The 18640-nt window shown below is 73.5% G+C and carries 15 protein-coding genes; 2 read left to right on the top strand and 13 right to left on the bottom strand.

What is annotated here, in order from left to right; genetic code table 11:
• Window positions 1-52: 52 nt before the first annotated feature.
• Window positions 53-1657 (bottom strand): alkaline phosphatase D family protein, encoded by a 1605-nt coding sequence (locus tag CXR04_RS01995; RefSeq protein ID WP_101420174.1) that lies wholly within the window; start codon window positions 1655-1657, stop codon window positions 53-55.
• Window positions 1658-1968: 311 nt separating this feature from the next.
• On the opposite strand from CXR04_RS01995, the gene CXR04_RS02000 reads away from it, so the two are divergent.
• On the top strand, window positions 1969-2976 hold the full coding sequence (locus CXR04_RS02000; RefSeq protein WP_101420175.1) for a terpene synthase family protein: 1008 nt from the start codon (window positions 1969-1971) through the stop codon (window positions 2974-2976).
• A 9-nt stretch (window positions 2977-2985) separates the two neighbouring features.
• On the opposite strand, the gene CXR04_RS02005 is transcribed toward CXR04_RS02000, so the two are convergent.
• From CXR04_RS02005 to CXR04_RS02035, 7 genes are all read right to left on the bottom strand, one after another.
• The gene (locus CXR04_RS02005; RefSeq protein ID WP_234380672.1) at window positions 2986-4437 is read right to left on the bottom strand and encodes a cytochrome P450; all 1452 of its coding nucleotides are present in this window, start codon (window positions 4435-4437) and stop codon (window positions 2986-2988) included.
• 116 nt (window positions 4438-4553) lie between these two features.
• Window positions 4554-5174, bottom strand: coding sequence for a GTP-binding protein (locus tag CXR04_RS02010; RefSeq protein ID WP_101420176.1), 621 nt, complete (start codon window positions 5172-5174; stop codon window positions 4554-4556).
• Window positions 5155-5508, bottom strand: coding sequence for a DUF742 domain-containing protein (locus tag CXR04_RS02015; protein ID WP_047019353.1), 354 nt, complete (start codon window positions 5506-5508; stop codon window positions 5155-5157). Before CXR04_RS02015 ends, CXR04_RS02010 begins: the two co-directional genes overlap by 20 nt.
• Complete coding sequence (locus CXR04_RS02020) at window positions 5505-5891, bottom strand: roadblock/LC7 domain-containing protein (protein WP_101426146.1); 387 nt, start codon at window positions 5889-5891, stop codon at window positions 5505-5507. The genes CXR04_RS02015 and CXR04_RS02020 overlap by 4 nt, the downstream gene beginning before the upstream one ends.
• A gap of 19 nt (window positions 5892-5910) precedes the next feature.
• Window positions 5911-7590: a sensor histidine kinase gene (locus tag CXR04_RS02025; protein ID WP_101420177.1), complete on the bottom strand. Its 1680-nt coding sequence runs from the start codon at window positions 7588-7590 to the stop codon at window positions 5911-5913.
• 166 nt (window positions 7591-7756) lie between these two features.
• Window positions 7757-8419, bottom strand: coding sequence for a phosphoribosyltransferase (locus CXR04_RS02030; protein WP_101420178.1), 663 nt, complete (start codon window positions 8417-8419; stop codon window positions 7757-7759).
• A gap of 103 nt (window positions 8420-8522) precedes the next feature.
• A complete protein-coding gene (locus CXR04_RS02035) occupies window positions 8523-10640 on the bottom strand; it encodes an alpha-galactosidase (protein WP_101420179.1) in 2118 nt (705 codons plus the stop codon).
• A 115-nt stretch (window positions 10641-10755) separates the two neighbouring features.
• Between CXR04_RS02035 and CXR04_RS02040 the strand changes: the two genes are divergently transcribed.
• Window positions 10756-11547, top strand: a complete 792-nt coding sequence (locus CXR04_RS02040; protein ID WP_101420180.1) for a tyrosine-protein phosphatase — start codon at window positions 10756-10758, stop codon at window positions 11545-11547.
• Window positions 11548-11571: 24 nt separating this feature from the next.
• Here the strand turns inward: CXR04_RS02040 and CXR04_RS02045 are convergent, their stop codons facing one another.
• From CXR04_RS02045 to shc, 5 genes are read right to left on the bottom strand one after another with little or no spacing between them, the layout of a single operon-like run.
• Complete coding sequence (locus CXR04_RS02045) at window positions 11572-12951, bottom strand: aspartate aminotransferase family protein (protein ID WP_101420181.1); 1380 nt, start codon at window positions 12949-12951, stop codon at window positions 11572-11574.
• Window positions 12948-14861: a 1-deoxy-D-xylulose-5-phosphate synthase gene (gene dxs / locus CXR04_RS02050; RefSeq protein WP_101420182.1), complete on the bottom strand. Its 1914-nt coding sequence runs from the start codon at window positions 14859-14861 to the stop codon at window positions 12948-12950. The genes CXR04_RS02045 and dxs overlap by 4 nt, the downstream gene beginning before the upstream one ends.
• Before the next feature lies 1 nt (window position 14862).
• The gene (gene hpnH, locus CXR04_RS02055) at window positions 14863-15915 is read right to left on the bottom strand and encodes an adenosyl-hopene transferase HpnH (RefSeq protein ID WP_101420183.1); all 1053 of its coding nucleotides are present in this window, start codon (window positions 15913-15915) and stop codon (window positions 14863-14865) included.
• Complete coding sequence (locus tag CXR04_RS02060; protein WP_101420184.1) at window positions 15915-16580, bottom strand: phosphorylase family protein; 666 nt, start codon at window positions 16578-16580, stop codon at window positions 15915-15917. Before CXR04_RS02060 ends, hpnH begins: the two co-directional genes overlap by 1 nt.
• Window positions 16580-18613, bottom strand: coding sequence for a squalene--hopene cyclase (gene shc, locus CXR04_RS02065; protein WP_101420185.1), 2034 nt, complete (start codon window positions 18611-18613; stop codon window positions 16580-16582). Before shc ends, CXR04_RS02060 begins: the two co-directional genes overlap by 1 nt.
• Between the last annotated feature and the right edge of the window lie 27 nt (window positions 18614-18640).

An 18640-nucleotide genomic window follows, 5' to 3' on the forward strand; every position in this document is an offset into this window, starting at 1 on the left:
CCCCGGCGTTGGCGGCCCCGGCGCGGCCGTCCCGCGCTCCGCCGGGGCCGGCTCAGGGCTGCGGGGCGGCCGGTCGCTCCACCTCCTGGATGCCCGGGCGGCCCGCCGTCACGTGGACGCGGGCGCGGGTGGCGACCGGGGCGCCGGGAGCGGAGACGTACGGGACGACGCGGTAGTCGGTGCGCCAGCTCTCCCGGGTCACCTCGCAGACGCCGTAGCCGCGCTGGACGTTGTGGAACTTCATATGCGGGTTCTCCTGCAGCCAGACGCGGCCCCACTCGTCCTGGTCGGAGCCGTTGCCGCCGGAGGAGACAGAGGTGCCGAGGAACTCGACGCCGACGGTGGCCGAGGCGGGGTCGTCGAAGTCGTGCTTGAGGTCGGCGGCGACGCTGCGGTGGGCGTCGCCGGTGACGACGACGAAGTTGCCGATGCCGCGCTTCTCCACGCCGTCGAAGAGGCGCTGCCGCGCGGCGGCGTAGCCGTCCCAGGTGTCCATGCCGAACGCCTGCTCGATGCCCTCGGCGGAGTCGCCCTGCATGGTCATGATCTGGTTGGCCATCACGTCCCAGGTGGTACGGGACCGGGTGAGCCCGTCGAGCAGCCACGCCTCCTGCTCGGCGCCGAGCATGGTGCGCGCGGGGTCCAGCCGCTCGTCGCAGTCGAACTGCCGCCCGTCGCCGCACGCCTGGTTGTCGCGGAACTGGCGGGTGTCGACGACGTGGAACTGGGCGAGGGTGCCGTAGGACAGCCGGCGGTAGAGCTGCATGTGCGGGCCGGCGGGCAGGGAGGAGCGCCGCAGCGGCAGGTTCTCGTAGTACGCCTGGAAGGCGGCGGCGCGCCGGGCCGCGAACTCGGCGCCGCCGACGTCGTCGCCGTCGAGGCCGTCGGCCCAGTTGTTGTCGACCTCGTGGTCGTCGAGCACCACGATCCAGGGGTGGGCGGCGTGCTCCGCCTGGAGGTCGGGGTCCAGCTTGTACTGGCCGTAGCGCACCCGGTAGTCGGCGAGCGAGTGGATCTCGCGGGCGGGCAGGTGGCCGCGGCCGGCGGTGCCCTGGCCGCCGCCCTCGTAGATGTAGTCGCCGAGGTGGACGACGACGTCGACGTCCTCCCCAGCGAGGTGGCGGAGGGCGGTGAAGTGGCCGTCGGGATAGTTCTGGCAACTGACGAAGGCGAACGCCATCGAGGCGATGGCGGCGTCCGCGGCCGGGGCGGTCCTGGTGCGCCCGGCGGCGCTGAGGTGCCGGCCGGCGCGGAAGCGGTACCAGTACTCCCGGTCCGGCGCGAGCCCCCGGACCTCGGCGTGCACGGAGTGCCCCAGCTCGGGTACGGCCCACTCCACCCCGGCGCGCCGGACCCGCCGGAACTGCGGGTCCTCGGCGATCTGCCAGGTGACGGGCACCTTGTACCCGGGCATCCCGCCGCGGCCGTCCACGGCCAGCGGGTCGGGCGCGAGGCGGGTCCAGAGCACGGCACCGTCGGGCGCCGGGTCGCCGGAGGCGACGCCGAGGGCGAACGGGTCGCCGCGGAAGCGGGGTTCGGCCCGGGCGGGGGCGGCGGACAGGGCGGCGACGGGCAGCGCGGCGGCCAGGGAGAACCCTGACCCGAGCGCGAGGAAACGGCGGCGGCTGAAACCCGGGGTGCTGGTGAAACGAGACACGGGGCCTCCCAGTGAGCGGTGCCTGAGTCCTGAGCGACGCGTGGGGGGCCGCCCCAACATAGGGGCGCGGGGGCGCGGTCGGGCACCTGTTGCGGCTATCCCGGCGGAACGGCGGGCGGGCACGGGTACGCCCTGTCCGATATTGCTCGGCGCATTCCGTCGTAGGTATAGCCAAAGAAGATGCGAACAGGTTGCCGGAGGCAGGCACCCGGGCAGGTTGGGCAGGTCACTGTCGAATCCCGGTCCCGAGGAGACAGAACATGACGCTCAAGAAGAACAGGAGTGGCGTAACTTCCCACAAATCGACTCCAGTGGAGGTCACTTTTCCGCCGATCTGGTGTCCGTTTCCGGCTCGGCTGCACCCCGATGCTGCCGGTCTGGACGACCACATCATCGCCTGGGCACGCCACGCCGACCTGATCCGCGACGGCTCCGCCGTCACCCACTTCCACCGGGCCGGCTTCGGCCGGTTCGCCGCCGCCGTCTACCCCCGCGCCGACCGTCTCGAACTGGTCGCCGAGTGGCAGGTCTACAACTGGATCGTCGACGACCAGCTCGACGAGGGCCACGTGGCCCGCACCCCCGCCCAGCGGCTGCACACGGCCGCCGAGCTGGGCGCCCAGCTCGACCCCGACCTCGACGCGCCGGCGCCCACCGGGCCCCTCGCCGCCGCGCTCGCCGAGCTGTGGGAGCGTACGGCCAAGCCCTTCACCCGCGCCTGGCGCGAGCGGTTCGCCGCGCACTACCGCGACTTCCTGTGGTACACGATCCTGCCGCACGCCGAACCCGCCCGGATCGCGGGCCAGTCGCTCGCGGACTTCGCGCGGCGCCGGCGGCTCAACTCCGGCTGCGAGATGAGCTTCGACCTGATCGAGCCCGCGAACTCCACCGAGATCCCGGCCGCCGTCGCCGCCAGCGACGCCTACCGGGCGGTCCGGGACGCCGCCAACGACGTCATCTCCTGGACCAACGACATCTACTCGGTGCACAAGGAGACCGCCCGCGGCGACCACGACCACCTGGCCGCCGTGCTGTGGCGCCTCGAAGGCGGCTCCTGGCAGGCGGCGCTCGACCGGGCTGCCGCCATGGTCGGGCAGCGCACCGAGGACTTCAGGTCCGCCTGCCAGGACGTACGCGGCATGAAGCCGCTCTTCGGCCTCGACCCCCACGGGTGGGCGGCGGTCGAGGACTCGCTCACCGACCTCGGCTCGTGGATCGCGGGCAGCCTCGAATGGCACGGCTGGTCGCCGCGCTACCGGGAAGTGGCCACCACGAGGGTCGGCAGCGCACCCGCGTACATAGAGCCGCACCTCGGGTAGGGGCGGCCCCTACCCGCGCCACCACGCGACCAGCGTCCGCCACAGCGACGGCCGCCGCCGCCGGCCCGACTCCGTACCCGCACCCGCCGAAAGGCCGTCGGGATGCGTCTCGGGCCCGGGGGCGGCGGCCTGGGCCACCGGCCGCTGAGCGGTCGCGGTCGCGCTCGGCACCGCCGCCGGTACGGGCTCCTGCGCGGCCGGCGCCGGCGCCCCGGCGGCGGGCGCCGAAGGACCCGGCACGGAAGCGGCGGGCGCCTGCTCCCGCCGGACCGCGCCCGTGGCGGGGCCCGGCGGGGTGAAGGTCACCGGCAGCTCGACCAGTTCGCGGGAGAGCAGCGACGTGCGGTGCTTCAGCTCCTTCTCCTCGACCGCCAGGCTCAGGTCCGGCAGCCGCGACAGCAGCGTGTCGATCCCGGTGTCGGCGATCGCCCGGCCGATGTCCTGGCCCGGGCACTCGTGCGGCCCGCCGCTGAACGCCAGGTGCGAGCGGTTCCCGTGCACCGGCACGTCGAGGTCGGGGCGGATCTCCGGGTCGAGGTTGCCGGCGGCCAGGCTCAGGATCAGCAGGTCCCCTGCCTTGATCTGCTGCCCGGCCAGCTCCGTGTCGCCGGTGGCGTACCGCCCGTAGACGGCGGTGAACGGCGGCTCGTCCCACAGCACCTGCTCCAGCGCGTCCGGCAGCGTCATGTGGCCGCCGGCCAGGTTGCCGCGGAAGCGGCTGTCGGTGAGCACCATGCGCAGCGTGTTCGCGATCAGGTTCGCGGTGGTGGAGTACGCGGCGATCAGCACCAGCCGCAGGTGCTCGACCAGTTCGTCGTCGCGGAGGCCCGACTCGTGCGCCACCAGCCAGGAGGCGAAGTCGTGCCCGGGCGCCGCCTGCTTGCGCGCCACCAGGTCGCGCAGCGTCTGCACGATGTAGTCGTTGCTCGCGATCGCCGTCTCGGAGCCCTTGACCATGTCCCGGGCGGCCTCGACCAGTTGCGGGCCGTACGACTCGGCCATGCCGAGCGCCTTCGTCATGACCAGCATCGGCAGGTGCTCCGCGAACTGGCCCACCAGGTCCGCCCGGCCGGTGGCCGCGAACTCGTCGACGAGCTGCCCGGAGAACCGGGTGACGTGGCGGCGGATGCCGTGCCGGTCGAAGCGCTTCATGCTGTCGGTGACCGCGGAGCGCAGCCGCCGGTGCTCGGAGCCGTCGACGAAGGAGCACATCGGCACCCAGGTCACCAGCGGCAGCAGCGGGTTGTCCGGGCCGACCTGGCCGTCCCGCAGGAAGCGCCAGTTGCGCGAGTCGCGGGAGAAGCGGGTCGGGTTGCGGGTGACGTCCAGCAGCTCGCGGTAGCCGAGGACCAGCCAGGCGGGCAGGTCGCCGTGGACGAGGACGGGCGCGACGGCGCCGTGCTCGGCGCGCAGCTTCTCGTACAGCCCGTACGGGTTCGACGCGGCCTCGGTGCCGTGCATCCGGGCCGGGCCGCCGGCGCCGCCGGCGTGCGCGGGGCAGCCGGGCGGCGGCGCCGCGGCCCGGCCGGCGCTCTGCTCCTGCGGGTCTGCTGCCGGTACGGGGTCGGATTCCGTCGTCACGACGCCTCCGTGGTCAGGGCGATGGAGTGCAGGAAGCGCACCAGGGACTTCAGGACGCTGCGGGAGGACTCCTGATCGCGGGCGTCGCAGGTGATGATCGGTACGTGCGCGGGCAGGTCGAGCGCCGCGCGTATCTCGTCGAGGGAGTGGGACGGGGCGTCCGGGAAGCGGTTGACCGCGACGAGGAACGGCACGGCGCCCTCCTCCAGCCGGCCCAGCACGTCGAAGCAGGCTTCGAGCCGGCGGGTGTCCACCAGGACCACGGCCCCTAGCGCGCCCTCGAAGAGGCCCTGCCAGAGGAACCAGAAGCGCTGCTGGCCGGGCGCGCCGAACAGGTAGAGCACCAGCCGCTCGTTGAGGCTGATCCGGCCGAAGTCCATGGCGACGGTCGTCTCGCTCTTGTCCGGGACGCCGGCGAGGTGGTCCACGCCCTCGCCGGCCCGGGTCATCGTCTCCTCGGTCGTCATCGGGTCGATCTCGCTGACCGCGCCGACCATGGTCGTCTTCCCGACGCCGAACCCGCCCACCACCACGACCTTGACCGACGTCGTCGCCGAGGCGGGCAGCAGGTCCTCGCTGCGCGGACCCACGACGGCGTCAAAGCTGTTCGAGTCCATCCATTACTTCCTCGAGGAGTCGCAGGTCTGCCACGGGCGGGACGGTGGAGCGGGTCTCGACCGCGCCCTCCGCCATCAGGTCCGCGACGAGCACCGCCACCGCGCTGAAGGGCAGGCGCAGATAGGCGGTCAGCTCGGCGACGGAAAGCGGCGCGCGGCACAGCCGGACGATGGCCGCGCGCTCGGGCTGCATCCCGGGCGCCGGCTGCGTCCGGGAGATGACGAGCGTGACCAGGTCGAGTGCACCCTGGGCGGCGGTACCGCTGCGCCCGCCGGTGATGACGTAAAGCCGTTCGGGACCGTCGTCGTGCCACTCGTGGTCCGCTTCCTTCATATGGCCTGTCCGTCGCTCCGCGGTGGGCTTGTCAGATGGGCCCCGATGCGTGCGACGAGATCGCGCATGCGCTGGCCCATGAGGCCCGCGTCGACTCCTTCGTCGGCCGCGACCGCCAGATAGGCTCCGGCACCCGCGGCCATGAGATAGAAGAATCCGCCGCTGACCTCGATGACCAGCATCCGCATCTTGCCGTTGCTGTCCGGGAAGACGCCGGCGATCGACTTCGCCAGGCTCTGCAGCCCGGCGCAGGCGGCCGCGAGCCGGTCGGCCGTGTCCGGCTCGGTGCCGTGCTGGGCCATCCGCAGCCCGTCGGAGGACAGGACCACGACGTGCCGGGTCTCGGGGACGCTCTCGGCCAGATCCCGGAGCATCCAGTCCATGTCCGCTCGCTGCGCCACGTCAGTCCTCCTCGCCCGATGATGGATTCGACGGATCCGGTGCTCCGTCGCCGTGCCGGAGGCGGGCGGAGCGTTCCGGGCGTATCGACCCGGCCGCCTCGTCCTCGCCGCGGGCGGTTCTGCCCGGCTCCTGCGGCTCCGCGGCCGCGCCCGCGTCGCCGGCCTGCGGCTCGCCTTCCAGGCCGCGGGTGAAGTCGCCGAGCCACAGGCCCGGTTCCACGCCGCGGCTCTCCGCGGCGCCGTTCTCGGTCCCGGCCGGGTACGCGGTGGCCGTACGTCGTCCGGACACCTGCCCGCCGGCCGCCGGGGCGGCGGGCGGCACGACCGGGGTACGGCGGCGGCGCTGCGGCAGGCTGCCGGCGACCGGCTCCGCGTGCGCGGGCGGCGAGGGCTGCGGGCCGGCCTGCCGCACCCGGTCCCGGCTGCGCTTGAGGCCCGCGCGTGCGTCGGCGCTGCCCTCGATCCCGGCCGGCGGCGGGGTGGGGTTGCGCAGCGGGCGCGGTCCCGAGGTGGCGCCGATGCCGTGGGCGGTGCCGGTGGCGGGCGTGGTGGTGAGCAGGACCTGCGGCACGACGAGCACCGCGCGGACGCCGCCGTACGCGGACGGGCGCAGCGAGACGCGGAAGTCGTACGTCTGCGCCAGCCGGCCGACGACCGCGAGCCCGAGCCGCGGGGTCTCGCCGAGGTCGTTGAGGTCGATGCCGGCCTGGGCCTCGGCGAGCATGTGCTCGGCGCGCTCGCGCGCCTCTTCGCTGAGGCCCACGCCGCCGTCCTCGATCTCGATGGCGACGCCCGACTGCACCTCGGTGGCCGAGAGATGGACCTTGGCGTGCGGCGGCGAGTAGCGGGTGGCGTTGTCGAGGAGTTCGGCGACGGCGTGGATCAGCGGCTCGACGGCGGAGCCGACGACGGCGACCTCGGCCACGGGGTGCAGTTCGACCCGCTGGTAGTCGATGATCCGGGACATGCCACCGCGCAGCACGCTGTAGAGCGCGATGGCCTTGCCCCACTGGCGTCCCGGGCGGTCGCCGCCGAGCACGGCGATGCTGTCGGCGAGCCGGCCGACCAGGGCGGTGCCGTGGTCGAGCTTGAGCAGGTCGGCGAAGAACTCGTGCCGCCGGCCGTGCCGGTCCTCCATCTCCCGCAGGCTGCGCGCCTGCTGGTGGATGATGGCCTGCACCCGGCGGGCGATGTTGACGAAGCCGCGCTCGGCGGAGACGCGCAGATCCTCGGCGTTCTGCACGGCCTCGACGACGGAGCGCAGCGCGGCCGCGTGGGCGGCGCGCACCTGCGGGGTCAGGGACTTCTCCGCCTCTATGCCGGCAAGCACGTCCTCGGCGTACTCGCCCCGCTGCAGCCGCGCGACGGCCTGTGGCAGCAGGCCCGCGAGCCGGATCATCTCGGCTTCCTGGGCGGCGAGCCGGCGCTCCCACGCGGCCTCGTGGTCAGCTTGTGCCGCGGACGGCGCGCCGGCGGCCCGCCCGCGGCGCTCGGCCTCGGCGGCGGCGAACGCGACCACGAGGGTGGCGACCGCGCCGCACACGGCGACGGGCGTACGCGCGTCGGCGGAGACGAGCAGCAGGGCGATGGCCGTGCTCACGACCACGACGGCGGTGGGTATCAGCCACCAGCGGACGAATCCCGTCCGCCGGCCGCCGGTGGCGGGTCCCGCTGGATCCATGAGCATCCTCAGGGTCGAACGACTGTGTGACGCCGAGCGATCACGCTGAGCATCGCAAGCAGCTTAGTGCGCTCCGCTTGCCGCTGGCATAGGTTCTCAGCATGTCCAACCAACGCCTACCTCACGTTAGTTGACGATCACTCAGCGAACGGATCGCGACCGTTTTTCAGCCAGTACCGAGCAGTTCGAGCACATCGGCATCCGTTAGCTGCTCGAACTCGTCGTACCAGAGTCCGACCGCGCCGAAGTCCGCCGGCGCATAGAGGCACGTCACGTCGTCCGCCTCACCGCGTACGGCCCTGAGCCCGCCGGGCGACGCCACGGGCACCGCCAGGGTGAGCCGCGCGGGCCCCGCCGCCCGCGCCGCGCGCAGCGCCGCGCGGGCGGTCGCACCGGTGGCCAGCCCGTCGTCCACGACGACGGCCCAGCGGCCGGCGAGCGAGGGTGCGGGCCGGCCGCCCCGGTAGAGCGATTCGCGGCGGCGCAGCTCGGCGCCCTCCCGGCGGGCGGTCGCCGCGAGGTCACGCTCGGTGAGCCCGGACCCGGCGAGCGCGTCGGGGTCGTAGAGCGGCGGGGCGTCGCCCGCCACCGCGCCGAGGCCGTACTCGGGGTGGCGGGGATGGCCGATCTTGCGCACGAGGAGCACGTCGAGCGGGGCGCCGAGGGCGCGGGCGACCTCGTACGCGACGGGCACGCCGCCGCGCGGCAGCGCGAGCACCACGGCGCCGCGCGGGGCGCCGGCGGCGGGCGCGGCGCCGGCCTCGGGCCGGTCGTCCCGCAGCCGCCGGGCGAGCGCGCGGCCCGCCTCGCTACGGTCGTGGAAGCGCATGGTCCCGCTCCGTCGGGGTCCCCCCGGTCACGTCACATTGTGCGACGGCCCGGGGCGTCACGCACCTCGCACGCGCGGTCCGGGCGTACGGGCCCCGCCGCCGTCAGCGGCGGCGCAGGTGCACCACGGTGGCGTCGAGGTCGCCGTGCAGCCCGGTGTGCAGCCCCCGGTGCGCGAGCACCCCGCCCCGCAGCACCTCCCCCGGCTCGCCGCCGGCCAGCACCTCGTACTCCGCGGCCGGGTCGACCGCGGCGAGGCGCAGCGGCGGCAGCGACTCGTTGTAGCGCTGCGCCTGCAGCCAGGCCAGGACGACGACCTCGTCGGCGCGCTCCGGGTCGTCGCCGAGGGCGTACTGCACCGCGCTCAGGCCCTCCTGCGGCTCCCGCAGCCGGTAGAGCCGGCCGAGCTGGACGGCGGGGCGGATCCGCTTGTACAGCTCCACCCAGCGCCCGGCCTCGGCCAGCTCCTCGCCGCTCCACCGGGCGAGGTCGCCGCCGACGCCGAGCACGCCGGCCATGGCGCTGACGAAGCGGTAGCGCAGGCTGCTGACGCGGTCCTGCATCTGCTCGTTGGGGCTGTCGGTGACCCAGGCGGCGGTGACCCGGGCGGGGTGGATCTGGCCGATGCCGTGCTGGATGGGCAGCCGGTCGAGCGGGTCGGTGTTGTCGGAGGTCCACACCTGGTCCGTACGGGACAGGATGCCGAGGTCGATCCGGCCGCCGCCGCCCGAACAGGACTCGAAGGCGACGTGCGGGTGCGCGGCACGCAGCCGGTCGAGCAGGTCGTACAGGCCCTGCACGTGCGGCACCGAGGGGTCGGTGTGCGCGCCCGGCTCGGTGAGGGAGCGGTTGAAGTCCCACTTGACGTAGTCGATGGGCGCGGAGCGCAACAGCTCGTCGAGCTGCTCCCACAGGTACGTCCTGACCTCGGGGCGGCCGAGGTCCAGCACGAGCTGGTGGCGGAACTCGGTGCGCCGGCGGCCCGGCCGGTGGTGCACCCAGTCGGGGTGGGCGCGGTAGAGGTCGCTGTCGGGGTTGACCATCTCCGGCTCGACCCAGATGCCGAAGTGCATGCCGAGGCCGTGGACCTCGTCGGCGAGCGGCTTGAGCCCGTCGGGGAAGCGGTCGGGGTTGGGCGTCCAGTCGCCGAGGCCGGCCTTCGCGTGCGTACGGGCGCCGAACCAGCCGTCGTCGACGACGAACAGCTCCACGCCCATCGCCGCGGCCCGCCGCGCCAGCTCCCGCTGGTGCTCCAGCTCGACGTCGAACTTGGTGGCCTCCCACGAGTTGTAGAGGACGGGCCGGGGGATGTGCGCGTCCGGTACGACGTGCGCGAGCTGCCAGGCGTGCCAGGCGCGGGAGGCGGCGCCGAAGCCGCCGTCGGTGTAGAGGCCGGCGAAGACGGGCGCGGTGTACGACTCGCCGGGCGCGAGCAGGACCAGTCCCGAGTCGTCGTGTCCGGCGCCGCCGACGGCCTGCACGACGCCGTCGTCGAGCTGCTGCACGGCGATGCGCCAGGATCCCGACCAGGCCAGCGCGCAGCCGTAGACCTCGCCGTGCTCCTCGCCCGCGGTGCCGTCGTCCAGGGCGATCCAGGGCAGGTGGCGGTGCGAGGTGTGGCCGCGGCGGCTGCCGATGACGGTCTCGCCCGGGGTCAGCTCGGCGCGGGCGAGCAGGCTCTCGGCGGCCCAGCGGCCGTGCAGGTGGGAGAGGCGGCGGCGGTCGGCGCGGGGCAGGGTCCAGGCCGCGGAGTCGAGCCGCAGCAGCTCCAGCGCGGGGTCGCCCGCGCCGCCCTCGTGGACGGCGGTGACCCAGCGCTCCAGCACGTCGGCGCCGGCGCGCATGCGGTAGTGCAGGGTGATGGCGAGGCGGTGCGCGGGGTCGTGGAAGGTGAGCCGCAGCACGTCGCCCTCGGTCTCCGCGCCGCGGAACTCCCACTCGCTGCCCCGCCCGCCGGCGCCGTCCGCGGCCCGTACGGCGAGCGCGGGCCTCACGAAGCGGGGGCCGCCCTCGACGGGGTACTCCTCGCGGCCGTCGAGGCGCGATTCGAAGGAGCGGAAGCGCGGCGCGGGTTCCGCGGCCAGCGCCTCGGCGTCGGCGAGGGTGAGCCGCGGTCCCCAGTGGAGATGCAGCAACTCGTCGCGCCGGTTCAGCCGCAGTGCGTAGCTGCTGTGCGGGCCCGACAGCAGCCAGATCCGACCGTTCCCACCGACCTCGACCATCTCATCTCCCATAACTCAACAGAGATACACAACATCGCAGCCGGGGGGATCCTTGTCCAGCGTGCGTTTGTCGTACTGTCGAAGTGCCGCGCCCTCCCGACATTACGGAGCCCCGATGACGCAGACGACCGAGCCGGAGCTGACCGGTGTCCGCAACTTCCGCGACATCGGCGGGCTGCCCACCACCGGCGGTGGCCGGACCCGGCCCGGCCGGCTCTACCGCAGCGGGCACCTGGCCCACGCCACCGCCGAGGACGCCGCCTTCCTCGGCTCGCTCGGCCTGCGCACGGTCTACGACTTCCGCAACGCCGCCGACATCCGCCTCGACGGCCCCGACGTCGACCTGCCGGGCGTACGGAACGTCAACGTGCCGCTCAACGACCCCGCGGAGGGCAAGGAGTTCTGGAAGCTGGTCCGCGACGGCGACATACCGACGCTGCGCTCGCTGCTCGGCGACGGCCAGGCGGCGGCGCGCATGGAGGACTCGTACCGGGACATGATCCTCAACCGCAACGCGGAGCACTCCCGGGTCCTGCACTCGCTGGCCGACGACGGCACCCCCGCGCTGCTGCACTGCGCGGCGGGCAAGGACCGGGCCGGGCTGACGATCGCGCTCGCGCTGCTGGCCGTGGGCGTCGAGCAGGAGGCGATCGAGGCGGACTACCTGGAGTCCAACGCCCAGCACCGCCGCTACCGGGTCCAGCGCGGCGAGGGCGCGCAGGGCGGCACGTCGCCCGAGGTGATGGAGCTGCTCAGCCCGCTGTTCGACGCCCGGGCGAGCTACCTGGGCGCGGCCTTCGCCACCATCGCCGAGCGCTGGGGCACCGTCGACCGCTACCTCCACGAGGCCCTGAGCCTCGGCGACACCGCTCGCGACCGCCTGCGCGCCAACCTGCTGACCGCCTGACCCGGCGGCGCGCCCGGCGGCCGGTCAGCGGCCGGAGACCGCCTGCTTGGCCAGGGTGCGGCCGAACTCCCAGATCAGCCCGCCGCCCGCGTGCGCCTCGTCCATCACCGACGTGAACGCGTCCAGGAACCGCTCCACCTCCGCCTCCCCGATCACCAGCGGCGGCAGCAGCTTGATGACCTCCTGCCGGTCGCCGGAGACCTGGGTGAGGATGCGGTGGCGCTGCAGCAGCGGCACGACGATCAACTGCGCGAACAGCCCCTTGCGGGCGGCCTGGAGCAGCGTCCAGCGCCCGCGCAGCTTCAGCGACGCCGGCTTGCCGAACTCGATGCCGACCATCAGCCCGCGCCCGCGCACGTCGTGCAGCAGCTCGTACCGGTCGATCAGCCCGGCGAGCCTGGTGCGCAGCAGGTCGCCGGTGTGCCGGGCGTTCTCGACGAGCCGCTCGTCCTCCAGCACGTGCAGGGTGGCGAGCCCCGCGGCCATGGCGGGCGCATTGGTGCCGAAGCTCGCCGAGTGCACCAGCACGCGGTCCATGGACGAGTAGACCTTCTTGAAGATCCACTCCCGCCCCAGGGTGGCGCCCACGGGCACGTACCCGCCGGACAGCGCCTTCGCCAGGCAGACGAGGTCCGGCTCGACGCCCTCCTCGTGGTCGTAAGCGAAGAACTCCCCGGTGCGCCCCATGCCCGTCTGCACCTCGTCCGCGACGAGCAGCCCGCCGTGCTTGTGCAGCAACTCCCGCGCCGCGCGCAGGTACCCGGGCGGCGGCGCGTGCACGCCCTTGCCCTGGATCGGCTCGACCACGAGCGCCGCGACGTCCCCGGCGCGCAGCTCCCGCGCCAGCGCGTCCAGGTCGCCCAGCGGGACCGAAGTGTCCGGCAGCAGCGGCGCGAAGCCGTCGCGGAACGCGTCGACGCCGTTGACGGACAGCGAGCCGGTGGTCAGCCCGTGGAACGCCTGGTCGCAGTAGAGGACGCGCGGCTTGCCGGTCGCGTAGCGGGCGAACTTCAGCGCGGTCTCGACGGCTTCCGTGCCGCTGTTGGAGAAGAACACCCGGTCCAGGTGCGGCGCGTAGGCAAGCAGCTTCTCCGCCAGCAGCCCGGGCAGCGGCTGGCAGTCGAAGCGGGTGAGGTCGGCGAGGTCCAGGTCGAGCACGTCGTGCAGGGTTTTGCGGATCACCGGGTGGTTGCGGCCGAGGCCCATGACGCCGAAGCCGGCGAGGAGGTCGAGGTAGTCCCGGCCCTCCTCGTCGTAGAAGTACGCGCCCTGACCGCGCACGTACGTCCTGTCGAAGCCCAGCGTGTGCAGCATCCGCGGCAGTTGGTGGTTGAGGTACCGGGCGTGCAGGTCGTAGCGCTCTCCCCCGCGCTCGGCCAGCAGCGCCCCGATGTCGAAGCTCATCGGGTGCTTTCTTCCCTCTCCCTGGTACGGGCCGGCTTCCGGGCCCGGGCGGCGGGCACCCCGCCGACGGCGGCGGCGATCAGGGCCGGGGTCAGCCCGGCCCCGGCCAGGACCTCGGCCCGGGTGCCATGCGGCAGGAACTCCTCCGGCAGGCCGAACGTGCGCAAGCGTACGTCGACTTCGGCGTCCCGCAGCGCCCGCCCGACGGCCGCGCCCACGCCCGAGGCGACGCAGTTGTCCTCCACCACGGCGACGGTGGAGAACCGGTCGGCCAGCGGCGGCAGGTGCCCGTCGACGGGCTTGACCCAGCGCGGGTCCACGACCGTGCAGCCCAGCCCCCGCGCGGCGAGCAGGTCCGCGGTCTCCAGGCAGACGGACGCCATGGCGCCGACGCCGACGAGGAGCACGTCCTCGCGCTCGTCGCGGCGCAGCACGTCCATGCCGCCGATGCGCGCGATCGCGGGTATCGGCTCGGACACCGTGCCCCGGGGGAAGCGCACGACGGTGGGCGCGTCGCCGACGGCGACGGCCTCGCCCAACTGGGCGCGCAGTTGGTCGGCGTCGCGCGGCGCGGCGATCCGCAGCCCCGGCACGACCTGGAGGATCGACATGTCCCACATGCCGTGGTGCGAGGCGCCGTCAGGACCGGTCACACCGGCCCGGTCGAGGACGAACGTCACCCCGCAGCGGTGCAGCGCGACGTCCATCAGCACCTGGTCGAACGCCCGGTTGAGGAACGTGGCGTAGACGGCGACGACGGGGTGCAGTCCGCCGGTGGCCAGTCCTGCGGCGGAGACCGCGGCGTGCTGCTCGGCGATGCCGACGTCCCACACCCGCTCCGGGTACGCCGCCGCGAACGCGGCGAGCCCGGTGGGGTGGAGCATGGCGGCGGTGATCGCCACCACGTCCTCGCGCTCGGCGCCGATCCGTACCAGTTCGTCGGAGAAGACCGAGGTCCACGACGGCGCGGCGGCCGGGGCGACCGGCTCGCAGGTGAACGGGTCCATGACGCCGACCGTGTGGAAGTGGTCGGCCTCGTCCTCCAGCGCGGGCTGGTAGCCGCGGCCCTTCTCGGTCAGGCAGTGCACGAGGACCGGGCCGTGGAACCGCTTGGCGCGGCGCAGCGCGGACTCGACGGCGGCGATGTCGTGCCCGTCGACGGGGCCGACGTACTTCAGCCCCAGGTCCTCGAACATGCCCTGCGGCGCGAAGGCGTCCTTGAAGCCCTTCTTCGCGCCGTGCAGCGAGTCGTACAGCGGCCTGCCCACCACCGGTGTGCGGTCGAGCAGTTCCTTGCCCCAGGACAGGAAGCGCTCGTAGCCGTCGGTGGTGCGCAGGGTCGCCAGATGGTCGGCGAGGCCGCCGATGGTCGGCGAGTAGGAGCGCTCGTTGTCGTTGACGACGATGACCAGCGGCCGGTCCCGGGCGGCGGCGATGTTGTTCAGCGCCTCCCAGGCCATGCCGCCGGTCAGCGCGCCGTCGCCGATGACCGCGACGACGTGCTCGCTCCCACCCCGTACCTCGTTCGCCTTCGCCAGGCCGTCGGCCCACCCGAGGACCGTCGAGGCGTGGCTGTTCTCGATCACGTCGTGGTCGGACTCACCCCGCGACGGATAGCCGGACAGGCCGCCCTTGCCGCGCAGCCCGGCGAAGTCCTGGCGGCCGGTGAGCAGTTTGTGGACGTACGACTGGTGGCCGGTGTCCCACAGGATGCGGTCGGCCGGCGAGTCGAAGACCCGGTGCAGCGCGAGCGTCAGCTCGACGACGCCGAGGTTCGGCCCGAGGTGGCCGCCGGTGCGGGCGACGGCGTGGACGAGGAACTCGCGGATCTCCCCCGCCAGTTCGTCCAGCCGCTCCGGCGGCAGCGCCTTCAGGTCGCTGGGGCCGCCGATGCTCTCCAGGAGCGGCATCTCATTCCCCTCCCGTTCGCGCTCCCCCTCGGCTGCGGTTGCCGCCGACGGTCTCCCGCGCGGCGCGCAGCGACTCCTTCAGCGAGGCGGTCGTGGCGAGGATCGAGGTGGGCTCGTAGCCGCAGTGGGCCATGCAGTTGGCACACCGGTCGTCCCGGCCGCGGCCGTACTTGTCCCAGTCGGTGTCCTCGACCAGCTCCCGGTACGTCGGCACGTACCCGTCGCTCATCAGGTAGCAGGGGCGCTGCCAGCCGAAGAGCGAGTAGTTGGGGATCGCCCAGGCCGTGCACGGGAAGTCGACCTTGCCCTCCAGGAAGTCGAGGAAGAGCGGGCTGTGGTTGAGCCGCCAGCGCTTGCGGTTGCCGTCGGCGAACGCCTTCTTGAACAGCTCGCGGGTCTGCTCGACGCCGAGGAAGTGCTCCTGGTCGGGCGCCTTCTCGTAGGCGTACGCGGGCGAGATCATCATCTCGTCCACCTGGAGGTCGTCGTTGAGGTAGTCGAGGACCTCGACGACGGTCTGCGGGGTGTCGGTGTTGAAGAACGTGGAGTTCGTCGTGACCCGGAACCCGCGCCGCTTCGCCTCCTTCATCGCCGCCACGGCCTCGTCGAAGACGCCTTCCTTCGCGACCGACTCGTCGTGCCGTTCGCGCAGCCCGTCGATGTGCACGGCGAAGGCGAAGTAGGGCGAGGGCTCGAACTTGTCGAGCTTCTTCCGCAGCAGCATGGCGTTGGTGCAGAGGAAGACGAACTTCTTGCGGGCCACGAGCTGCCGCACGATCTCGTCGATCTGCGGGTGCATCAGCGGCTCGCCGCCCGCGATCGAGACCATCGGCGCGCCCGACTCCAGCACGGCGCCGACCGCCTGGGCGACCGGCATACGCTGCTTGAGCACGCCCGCGGGATGCTGGATCTTCCCGCAGCCCTCGCACTTGAGGTTGCAGGCGAAGAGTGGTTCCAGCTCCACGATCAACGGGAACTTCTCCCGTCGCTTGATCGTCCGCTGTGAGAAGAGATAACCGGCAACCTTGAGCGACTGGCGCAGTGGCATGGCCATCAGGTTCGCCTCCTGGGGATCATCACATGACGGTGCCATTCGAAAAATGCAGGAAGAACTGAGCTGAGCACGCGGTACGCGGCGATACCACCGCGCAGCGTTCCGAAACGGACGAGTTCATGCTCGGGCGCGTCCACGACCACCCGGACGGCGGCCACCGGCCGGGTCCCGGAGGTCGCCGCGGCCGTGCGCAGCGTGGCGGCCGACTCCATGTCGACCGCGACCGCGCCGCGCTCGCGCAGCGCGGTGCGGCCGGCCGCACCGCGTACGACGTGGTCCGTGCCGAGCAGCAGCCCGGTGTGCACCCGGGCGTCGAGGAGGGCGAGGGCGTCGAGCAGCGGCCCGTTGTCCGGGCAGCCGGTGGTCTCGGCAGCCTCGCCGTCGGGCCGTACGGCGTCGGCGACGACGACGTCGCCGGGGCGCATATCGGGCAGCAGCCCGGCGCAGAAGCCGGCGGCGATCACCGGCGCCTCCCGGTACGGCTCCTCCGCGAGCCGGCGGGCCACGGCCCGCGCGGCCCGCTCGGGACCCATGCCGGTGCGCAGTACGTCGACCGGACCCGCGTCGCCGGCCGCGCCCTCGGCGCGGCCGGTGCCCGAGGCCAGCGCCCGGCGCTCGATACCGAGGGCGCAGACGACGAGCAGCGGCGCGGGTGCGTCGGGCATCAGACCTCCCGGCCGTCACCGGCGGCCGGCGTCAGGCCGGCTGTCGCGGACAGATAGCGGCCGAGCGCGGTGAGCGGGAAGACCATCCGGTACAGGTGGTAGTTGATGGAGAAGTCCCACGGGAAGCCGGTGCCGGTGAACTGCGGCTCGTCCCAGGACCCGTCGGGCAGTTGGGTACGGGCCAGCCAGGCGACCCCGCGCTCGACGGCCGCGCTGTCGTGCTCGCCCGCGGCCAGCAGCGCGAGCAGCGCCCAGCCGGTCTGCGAGGCGGTGGAGTCGCCGCGGGCGATCCACTTCGGCTCCGGGTACGAACGCAGGTCCTCGCCCCAGCCGCCGTCCTCGTTCTGCACGCTCTCCAGCCACGAGATGGCCCGCCGGATCGCCGGGTGCGAGGTGGGCAGCCCGGCGGCGACCAGCGCGGGCACCGCGGAGCCCGTGCCGTACACGTAGTTGACGCCCCAGCGGCCGAACCAGCCGCCGGCCGCCTCCTGCTCGGCGAGCAGCCAGGCGACGCCGCGGCGGGCGTGCGGGTCGTCGCCGAGCTTCTCGCCGGCGAGCATCTCCACGACGTGCGCCGTGACGTCGGCCGACGGGGGGTCGATGACCTCGCCGAAGTCGCAGAACGGCAGCTTGTTGGGGAGCGCCGAGGTGTTGTCCGCGTCGAACGCGCCCCAGGCGCCGTTCTTCGACTGCATGCCCGCCAGCCAGCGCACGGCGCGCTCCACGGCGGCGTCGACGCGCGCCTGGTCGGGATGGGCGACGCGGCGCAGGGCCAGGACGACCTCCGCGGTGTCGTCGGTGTCGGGGTAGTTGTCGTTGTGGAACTCGAACGCCCAGCCGCCGGGGGTGAGTCCGGGGCGGCGTACGGACCAGTCGCCGGTGGCCAGCACCTGTTCCGCGAGCATCCAGTCGGCCGCCTTGACGAGCTGGGGGTGGTCGGCGGGCACGCCGGCGTCGGCGAGCGCGATGGTCGCCAGACAGGTGTCCCAGACCGGGGACTGGCACGCCTCGATCATCCGGACCGGGCCGTCGACGGGCGTGTCTCCCGCGTCACTCGCGGCGCCGGTGTCCGCCGCGGGCTTCTCCGCGGCGTCGGTCCAGACCGCGAAGCGGTCCAGGGATTCCAGCCCGGCCTTCAGCACCGGGTGGTCGAGGTCGTAGCCGAGCAGGTGCAGCGCCATCACCGAGTAGACGGCGGGCGGCTGGATCCCGCCCCAGCAGCCGTCGCTCTCCTGGCGCTCGATGATCCAGCGGGCGCAACTGCGCAGCGCCGCCTTGCGCAGCGGGCGCACCGCGACCTTGCGGTACACGTGCAGCGCCCGGTCCAGCCGCTGGAACAGGCCGTCCCAGCTCGTCGCCGGCGCGTGCGGCCGGGACGGGTTGGGCACGGCGGGGTCGGTGTGCAGCTCGTCGAGGGAGAACGGGGCGGGGTGCACGGGGCGCTTGGCGGAGACGACGGTCAGCGGCACGACCGTCTGCCGGGCCCAGCAGCCGAAGTCGTAGATGTTCAGCGGGAACCAGGAGGGCAGGTAGATCAGCTCGGGCGGCAGCTCGGGCAGGTCCTCCCAGCGCCACCAGCCGAAGAGCGCCAGCCAGATGCGGGTGAAGACGCGGGTGGCGGCGATGCCGCCGTGCGCGCGCACCCAGTCGGCGGCCCGCGCCATGTGCTCCTCGTCGGGCGCGTCGCCGGCGAGCCGCAGCGCGACGTACGCCTCGACGGTCGCGGAGACGTCGCCGGGGCCGCCGTAGAACGTCGCCCAGGCGCCCTCCGGGCCCTGCTCACCGCGGATGAAGCGGGCGGCGGCGCCGGTGGTGTGCTCGTCCCGTACGCCCAGGAACTCGCGGAGCAGCAGATCCTCGGCGTCCATGGTGACGTTGGTCTCCAGGTCGCCCTTCCACCAGCCTTCGACGTCCTGCCGGCCGAGCAGGTTGGCGCTCGCCCGCTCGACGGCCTGCCTCGCGGCCAGTAAGGCAGCCGCCGCCCCTGCGGGGGCGGTGTCGGTTGCGTTGCCGCCATCGGCAGTGGCTTTCATGCACACCCCTTTCGAAGGGACGTCCGG

The sequence above is a fragment of the Streptomyces sp. CMB-StM0423 genome (genome assembly GCF_002847285.1).
GTDB lineage: Bacteria > Actinomycetota > Actinomycetes > Streptomycetales > Streptomycetaceae > Streptomyces.

What these genes read in the sequence shown, in the direction of transcription:
- CXR04_RS02005 (WP_234380672.1), bottom strand. Translation starts at nt 4,437, where the DNA reads ATGCACGGCACCGAGGCCGCGTCGAACCCGTACGGGCTGTACGAGAAG.
- CXR04_RS02010 (WP_101420176.1), bottom strand. Translation starts at nt 5,174, where the DNA reads ATGGACTCGAACAGCTTTGACGCCGTCGTGGGTCCGCGCAGCGAGGAC.
- CXR04_RS02015 (WP_047019353.1), bottom strand. Translation starts at nt 5,508, where the DNA reads ATGAAGGAAGCGGACCACGAGTGGCACGACGACGGTCCCGAACGGCTT.
- CXR04_RS02020 (WP_101426146.1), bottom strand. Translation starts at nt 5,891, where the DNA reads ATGGACTGGATGCTCCGGGATCTGGCCGAGAGCGTCCCCGAGACCCGG.
- CXR04_RS02025 (WP_101420177.1), bottom strand. Translation starts at nt 7,590, where the DNA reads ATGGATCCAGCGGGACCCGCCACCGGCGGCCGGCGGACGGGATTCGTC.
- CXR04_RS02030 (WP_101420178.1), bottom strand. Translation starts at nt 8,419, where the DNA reads ATGCGCTTCCACGACCGTAGCGAGGCGGGCCGCGCGCTCGCCCGGCGG.
- CXR04_RS02035 (WP_101420179.1), bottom strand. Translation starts at nt 10,640, where the DNA reads ATGGTCGAGGTCGGTGGGAACGGTCGGATCTGGCTGCTGTCGGGCCCG.
- CXR04_RS02040 (WP_101420180.1), top strand. Translation starts at nt 10,756, where the DNA reads ATGACGCAGACGACCGAGCCGGAGCTGACCGGTGTCCGCAACTTCCGC.
- CXR04_RS02045 (WP_101420181.1), bottom strand. Translation starts at nt 12,951, where the DNA reads ATGAGCTTCGACATCGGGGCGCTGCTGGCCGAGCGCGGGGGAGAGCGC.
- dxs (WP_101420182.1), bottom strand. Translation starts at nt 14,861, where the DNA reads ATGCCGCTCCTGGAGAGCATCGGCGGCCCCAGCGACCTGAAGGCGCTG.
- hpnH (WP_101420183.1), bottom strand. Translation starts at nt 15,915, where the DNA reads ATGGCCATGCCACTGCGCCAGTCGCTCAAGGTTGCCGGTTATCTCTTC.
- CXR04_RS02060 (WP_101420184.1), bottom strand. Translation starts at nt 16,580, where the DNA reads ATGCCCGACGCACCCGCGCCGCTGCTCGTCGTCTGCGCCCTCGGTATC.
- shc (WP_101420185.1), bottom strand. Translation starts at nt 18,613, where the DNA reads ATGAAAGCCACTGCCGATGGCGGCAACGCAACCGACACCGCCCCCGCA.